Raw genomic sequence first — 6,887 nt, 5'->3', positions numbered from 1 at the left:
ACACTCAGATTCTCTCCTGTTGAGGATGAAACCATCAGGAAAAAAGCTGAAGATTCCGGACTTACTGTATCTGCTTACATCCGAAATGCAGCACTGAATAAGCGAATTAACTCCCGGACAGATGATGCTTTTCTGAAGGAGTTAATGAGACTGGGAAGGATGCAGAAGCATCTGTTTGTTCAGGGAAAAAGAACCGGTGACAAGGAATACGCAGAAGTGCTTGTTGCCATAACCGAACTTACAAATACATTGCGTAAACAGTTAATGGAAGGTTGAGGATTCTCCGGTGAATGCAGTCATTCCGAAAAAGAGAAGGGATGGCAAGTCTTCGTTCGAAGACCTGGTGTCCTACGTCTCTGTCCGGGATGACATGACCGATGAGGAACTGAATTTATCTTCTTCTTCGCAGGCTGAACAACCGCACCGAAACCGCTTCAGTCGTCTTGTTGATTATGCAACACGTCTTCGAAATGAATCATTCGTGGCGCTGGTTGATGTCATGAAGGACGGCTGCGAATGGGTTAACTTTTACGGTGTGACCTGTTTTCACAACTGTACATCGCTTGAAACTGCCGCTGCAGATATGGAGTACATTGCACAGCAGGCACACTATGCGAAAGATAATACTGATCCTGTTTTTCACTACATTCTTTCCTGGCAGGCCCATGAAAGCCCGCGTCCGGAACAGATTTATGACAGTGTACGCCATACCCTGAAATCTCTCGGGCTGGGTGAACATCAGTATGTTTCTGCCGTGCATACCGATACTGATAACCTGCATGTTCACGTTGCGGTCAACCGGGTGCATCCGGTTACAGGTTATCTCAATTGCCTTTCATGGAGTCAGGAAAAACTCAGCCGTGCCTGTCGTGAGCTTGAACTGAAGCATGGTTTTGCTCCGGATAACGGTTGCTGGGTCCATGCGCCGGGAAATCGTATCGTTCGCAAAACTGCCGTTGAACGTGATCGCCAGAACGCTTGGACACGCGGAAAAAAACAAACTTTTCGCGAGTATGTTGCGCAGACAGCGGTCGCTGGTTTACGCAGTGAACCTGTACATGACTGGTTATCCCTGCATCGTCGTCTTGCGGAAGATGGTCTGTACCTGTCTCAGATGGACGGAAAATTTCTGGTGATGGATGGCTGGGATCGCAACAGGGAAGGTGTACAGCTTGACTCGTTTGGCCCTTCCTGGTGTGCAGAAAAACTCATGAAAAAAATGGGTGACTACACGCCAGTACCAAAAGACATTTTCAGCCAGGTGGACGCGCCCGGGCGCTATAATCCGGACTTCATTGCAGCTGATGTTCGCCCGGAAAAAATCGCTGAAACAGAAAGTCTGCAGCAGTATGCCTGTCGTCATCTTGGTGAGCGTCTGCCGGAAATGGCCCGGGAAGGACGGCTGGAAAACTGCCAGGCTATTCACCGCACACTGGCTGAAGCGGGATTATGGATGCGTGTTCAGCATGGTCACCTGGTTATCTGTGACGGTTATGATCATAACCAGACTCCCGTTCGTGCAGACAGCGTATGGTCACTGCTGACGCTCGATAATGTGAAGCAACTTGATGGTGGCTGGCAGCCTGTACCAACAGATATTTTCCGCCAGGTTACGCCAACAGAAAGCTTCCGTGGTCGTCGTATGGAGAGCTGTCCTGCGACCGATAAAGAATGGCACCGTATGCGTACAGGCACGGGGCCGCAGGGGGCTATCAAACGCGAACTGTTTTCTGACAAAGAAAGTCTGTGGGGATACAGCATCAGCCATTGTAGCCCTCAGATTGAAGAAATGATCACACAGGGTGAGTTTACCTGGCAGCGTTGTCATGAGCTGTTTGCACAACAGGGACTGATGCTACAGAAACAACATCACGGGCTTGTTGTCGTTGATGCCTTTAATCATGAGCAAACGCCGGTGAAGGCCAGCAGCATTCATCCTGATCTGACACTGGGGCGTGCAGAGCCACAGGCCGGACCTTTTGTGAGTGCCCCAGCAGATTTGTTTAACAGGGTGCAACCTGAAAGTCGCTATAACCCGGAGCTGGCTGTCAGTGACAGGTACGGGGTCAGCAGTAAACGTGACCCAATGCTGCGCCGGCAGCGACGTGAAGCCAGAGCTGAGGCCCGTGCTGATCTGCGTGCCCGCTATCTGGCATGGCGTGAACAATGGCGTAAACCAGATCTGCGTTATGGGGAACGTTGTCGGGAAATTCATCAGGCATGCCGTCTGCGGAAGTCACACATTCGTGCGCAGTACGATGATCCGGCATTACGTAAGCTGCATTATCACATTGCAGAAGTTCAGCGAATGCAGGCATTGATCAGGCTGAAAGAAGACATCAGGGATGAGCGACAGAAACTTATTGCTGACGGGAAGTGGTATCCACCCTCTTACCGTCAGTGGGTCGAAATTCAGGCTGCTCAGGGAGACAGGGCTGCTGTATCGCAGTTGAGAGGCTGGGATTATCGCGATCGCCGTAAAGACAAATCACGCACAACAACGACAGACCGCTGTGTCGTGCTTTGTGAACCGGGCGGAACGCCGGTATACGGTAATACCGGTGATCTCGAGGCCCGTCTGCAGAAGAACGGGAGTGTTCGTTTCCGTGACCGTCGGACGGGAGAGTTTGTCTGTACGGATTATGGTGACAGGGTTGTTTTCCGTAATCACCATGACCGCAATGCGCTGGCAGATAAACTGGATTTGATTGCACCGGTATTATTCGGGCGTGATCCACGCATGGGTTTTGAACCAGAAGGAAACGACAAACAATTTAACCAGGTCTTTGCTGAAATGGTTGCCTGGCATAATGTGACAGGCCGTACCGGTCACGAAGACTACAGGATTACGCGACCGGACGTGGATCATCACCGTGAAGGAAGTGAACGCTACTACCGCGATTATATCACGGCGAACAGCAACGATGACGCATCACTGCCTCCGCCGGAGCAGGATAAACGCTGGGAACCGCCTTCTCCAGGTTAAAAAAAAGGCCGCGCCAGAATCCGGCACGGCCACTGCTATATGCGTATTATTCTGTTCCGGGAGTTTGCTTCTCTTCTGGTTCAGCAACACAATGGAAAAAAAACACTGGAATAAATACCCCCTCGTTAAACGGAGAATATCGACAATGTACTGACGCTATTACTCATTTCTCAACTTCATCCTTCGGGTAAGCAGAGTCGCACAAATGAATCCCAGCAGACTAAATGCCACCATTACAGAAAAAACATAGTTATAGCCCTGTATGTCAGAAAAATTATCTAACAGCGAGCCATAAAGCGTGTAAGCAAACATGGAAGGCATGTAACCAATAATGCACCCAAAAGCCATTGCTGAACCGGCAAATTCCCTGGGGGTACCGATTTCATCCATTGGTGCAAAGAAAATTGCCCGTTGTGAAAAAATGATTGCACCAAATCCAAGAGTTGCAGTCATTCCAAGATAAACATTCATTGAGTCGTGTGGTAGCTGAATGAAAAGTAGCATAGCGACTGCTGAAATAAGGAAAGTCCATTTCAGATAGATGACCGGAGAATGGGAAATTTTATCTGCGAGATAACCGCCAACTGGCCCGCCCACCATTTTCAGTCCGTACTGGTTAATAATTCCGTAAGCACCCACGAGTGCAACGGGAAGGGCATAGATATCTTTCAGGAATGGTATGAAATATGTCAGCCCACAATATGCGGAGTACACAAAGAATATACAAAATGAGGCCAGCCACAGATTCGGTGATTTAACGACATTCTTTATCCCCTTGAATATCTGTTTATTAACATCTTCGTCATCCTGTGGAATGGTCCTGTCGTCTGCATCCACAATAAAGTAGGTGATAATTCCAACAATAATAGTGATTAATGTGTAATAGACAAGACCAGCCTGCATGCCGGCTTTTCCTTCACCAAACTGCACAAAGACGAATAAAGCGCCGGACGCAATTAATACATCCACAACTCCTCGTCCAGCTTCCAGAAAGCCGAACATACGTCCCTGTTCATCCCTGTTCCCCAGCAGGCGAACAGCTTTAAGTAGTACGGGCCAATAGACTACTTCGCCAAAGAAAGCCATAGCACCAAAAGCTATAAGGTAACCAGAGAAGGGGGGTAATGTTGTGAGATAAGCCCCACACAGACCCACGCCGATTAAACCTGCGGGAAGAAGTATTTTTTTGGAAAAACGATCTGCTATATATAATGAACTGAATAGTCCGATAGTCTGAACAGCAGCATATACTGTAAATCCAAATCCAATCTGTGTATTAGTCAAGCCCCAGTCAGCCTGCATAGGAACATAAAATACGTCCTTCATACTGGACAACTTGAAAATTGTTCCACCGCCAAGAATAAGGAAGCATAGCTTCATCCATTTATTCATCTGGTTATCCCCCCCATTATTTGATAACCGCAATGGCTTCAATTTCTATCAGCACGTCCTTCGGTAATCGGGCTACTTCAACACAGGACCTGGCCGGGTATTTATCTGATGAGAAATATTCACTGTACAGAAGATTAAATTGTGAAAAATTATCCATGTTACTGATAAAACAGGTCGTTTTTACGATGTCATCCATTCCGATTCCTGCAGATTCAATAATTGCCTTCAGATTATCCATCGCTTGCCTGGTCTGCTTTTCTGTAGTGTCGCCATTTACGGTTCCGTCTTCTGGTTTGAAAGGGCAACATCCGGAAATGAACAATAAATTATCAGCTGATACTGCCTGTACATAGGGACCGATAGCTTTGGGGGCATGTTTAGTATCAATGATCATAAAAGTATCCTTTTTAATTTGTTAACAATGTTTTTTTCTTAAATTCTTCAGAGTCTGAACAGAAACCTCAACACAGCGATTCTGGGCTGCCATTAGTTCCTGTAATACAGAGTCAGATATTTTTGCAGGGTAGTAATAATCAAGTGGCTTTATTTTCAGGTGTTCAAATGGTGCTTCTTTTACGGAGAATGTCCCTTCCAGAGAATATACGCCGCCAGTACCTTTGGGACGGGCAAAAGGTGAGGCATATGGAAAACATGTTTCGATGTTTATTCTGGTTAAAGAGGAGTCATTAACCAGGGTTTTGAAACAGGTATCAATATCAATGCTTCCTTCTCCGACTGGAACCCCACAGACAACCAGGTCTTCACCGTTGCGTGTGACAATATGATCCTTGAAATGCGTGCTGTAAGCATAAGGAGCCAGTTTACGAACTGTTTCTACTGGTTCTTCCCATGCCATCATTCCATTACCTATATCGCAGTGTGCTCCCACCCACTCAGAATTAACAGACTTGATAACTTCGATTATCTCATCGGCAGTTTCATCTTCATGATTTTCTATTGCCAGTTTAATTTTCTTCTTACTGAGTAAGGATGTCAGTGATTTTAACTGTGCTACTATTTCAGGATATTTCAGAGGGTTATATTCCCCTCTCCTGAACATATAAGTCCGGATAACGTCTGCGCCAAGTGCAGATGCAATTTCCACTGCTCTGGTGATAGCTTCACAGGTAGTGAATCGGGTATCTATCTCACAATAAAGACCATGAGAATCAATGGCTTTTCTGACTTTTGACAGATATTCGGGAGATATACTGTTCAGGACACCAAATTCCGGATGCAGACCAACATCCGGAATGATATTTATTTCAACCCCATCCAGTCCCAGCTCACTGGTTTTAGCAATGAAGTCGAAAATATCCATCACTCCCTGCTGAAAGAACAGATGATATGACTCAGTTTCAAGGCCTAGTTTCATGGCGAACCTCCATAGCATTTGAGACTGATTGTAGTTTTTTGCACATTTGTAAAATGTGATCTTAGTGGAACATTTGCTCACTAAGTAAATAAAATTACTACTTAGTGTTATTTTAGTGCTCTTTAGTGGACTCTGTTCTGCATCTGGTATAGCATTCAGATTTACTTTATTCATGAGGTGATTGTATGAAACCTATTATTAATCATGATTTTACAGATGATGACAGACAGCTTTTGCTTTCATATATTCCATTCATCGACAGTCTTGGTCAGTTCCTGGGAGAGTATTGCGAGATCGTCCTGCACAGTTTTGAGGACCTGCATCATTCCGTTATTCATATCGTCAACGGGCATGTAACGGGGAGAGAGAAGGGGGCACCTGTAACAAATATAGCACTGGAAAAACTGGCAGAATTTAACTCAACAAACGATATGTGGGACGTCTATTTCAACCATAAAGGCGTTCGCCCTTTTAAATCGTCGTCATCACTTATTCTGAATAAAAGCAAAGAACCAGTAGGAATGATATGTATGAATTTCGCTCTGGATATGCCTCTTAATGCATTTATTGAAAACTTTGCAAAATCGTCAAACTGTAAAAACGAAAATTTCACTCAGGATATCAATAATCTTGTGCTCAGTCACCTTGAACCTGTTAAAAATATGGTTTACTCCAACAAGAGTATACCAAGTAAAAACAAGAATTTTGAAATAATAAAAGAGCTTAATTCTATTGGGTTGTTTAAGTTCCCTGTTACAACGAAAATTGCCTCGTCGGTTCTTGGTATTAGTGCTAACACTATTTATAAACATCTCAGGACTCTAAATAACAGGGTGCAGGAGAACTAAGATTTTTGCATTATGAAATTATAATACAGATAACATGAATTCTGGTGTGGGATGTAATAGTCTAATGATGATTATATTATTTTTTAACTTTGTTGTTTTCAGAATAAAAAAGGCCGTGCCAGAATCCGGCACGGCCTGTGTTCAGTACATTCCGTCCCAGTTCGGACGGTTGGTTTTTTTATGATGAAACACGTTTACAGGACGCCCTGTCGGGTGGTTATTGTCCTGTGGAAGCGTTAACAGGTTTATACCTGCTCTTTCTGCTCTCACTGATATCTGATTTTCC

6 protein-coding genes are annotated in these 6,887 nt (G+C 45.1%); 3 read left to right on the top strand and 3 right to left on the bottom strand.

Translation table 11 applies throughout. The features are described from left to right. Both nikA and nikB read left to right on the top strand, forming a co-directional pair. On the top strand, nucleotides 1-276 hold a 276-nt coding region (gene nikA / locus WC5_RS25730), incomplete at its 5' end, for an IncI1-type relaxosome accessory protein NikA (protein WP_016231309.1). 10 nt (nucleotides 277-286) lie between these two features. After that, a complete protein-coding gene (nikB, locus tag WC5_RS21060; RefSeq protein ID WP_016231308.1) occupies nucleotides 287-2,986 on the top strand; it encodes an IncI1-type relaxase NikB in 2,700 nt (899 codons plus the stop codon). 159 nt (nucleotides 2,987-3,145) lie between these two features. Here nikB and WC5_RS21065 read toward each other — a convergent pair whose 3' ends face one another. From WC5_RS21065 to WC5_RS21075, 3 genes are read right to left on the bottom strand one after another with little or no spacing between them, the layout of a single operon-like run. Further along, nucleotides 3,146-4,378, bottom strand: coding sequence for an MFS transporter (locus WC5_RS21065; RefSeq protein ID WP_016231307.1), 1,233 nt, complete (start codon nucleotides 4,376-4,378; stop codon nucleotides 3,146-3,148). A 16-nt stretch (nucleotides 4,379-4,394) separates the two neighbouring features. After that, on the bottom strand, nucleotides 4,395-4,772 hold the full coding sequence (locus tag WC5_RS21070; protein ID WP_016231306.1) for a RidA family protein: 378 nt from the start codon (nucleotides 4,770-4,772) through the stop codon (nucleotides 4,395-4,397). 21 nt (nucleotides 4,773-4,793) lie between these two features. Continuing rightward, nucleotides 4,794-5,753, bottom strand: a complete 960-nt coding sequence (locus tag WC5_RS21075) for a sugar phosphate isomerase/epimerase family protein (RefSeq protein ID WP_016231305.1) — start codon at nucleotides 5,751-5,753, stop codon at nucleotides 4,794-4,796. Between the two features lie 185 nt (nucleotides 5,754-5,938). Here WC5_RS21075 and WC5_RS21080 point away from each other — a divergent pair, with 185 nt between their 5' ends. Beyond that, nucleotides 5,939-6,601 carry a helix-turn-helix transcriptional regulator gene (locus WC5_RS21080; protein WP_016231304.1) on the top strand — a complete coding sequence of 221 codons (663 nt, stop codon included), beginning with the start codon at nucleotides 5,939-5,941 and terminating at the stop codon, nucleotides 6,599-6,601. Nucleotides 6,602-6,887: the final 286 nt, after the last annotated feature.

The organism is Escherichia sp. KTE114 (genome assembly GCF_000407765.1).
Lineage (GTDB): Bacteria > Pseudomonadota > Gammaproteobacteria > Enterobacterales > Enterobacteriaceae > Escherichia > Escherichia ruysiae.
Note: the sequence above shows the minus strand (reverse complement) of the source record. Positions and strands in the feature narration are given on the sequence as shown.

Coding starts and splice junctions, on each gene's coding strand:
- WC5_RS21075 (WP_016231305.1), bottom strand. CDS start 5,753: ATGAAACTAGGCCTTGAAACTGAGTCATATCATCTGTTCTTTCAGCAG.
- WC5_RS21065 (WP_016231307.1), bottom strand. CDS start 4,378: ATGAATAAATGGATGAAGCTATGCTTCCTTATTCTTGGCGGTGGAACA.
- WC5_RS21080 (WP_016231304.1), top strand. CDS start 5,939: ATGAAACCTATTATTAATCATGATTTTACAGATGATGACAGACAGCTT.
- WC5_RS21070 (WP_016231306.1), bottom strand. CDS start 4,772: ATGATCATTGATACTAAACATGCCCCCAAAGCTATCGGTCCCTATGTA.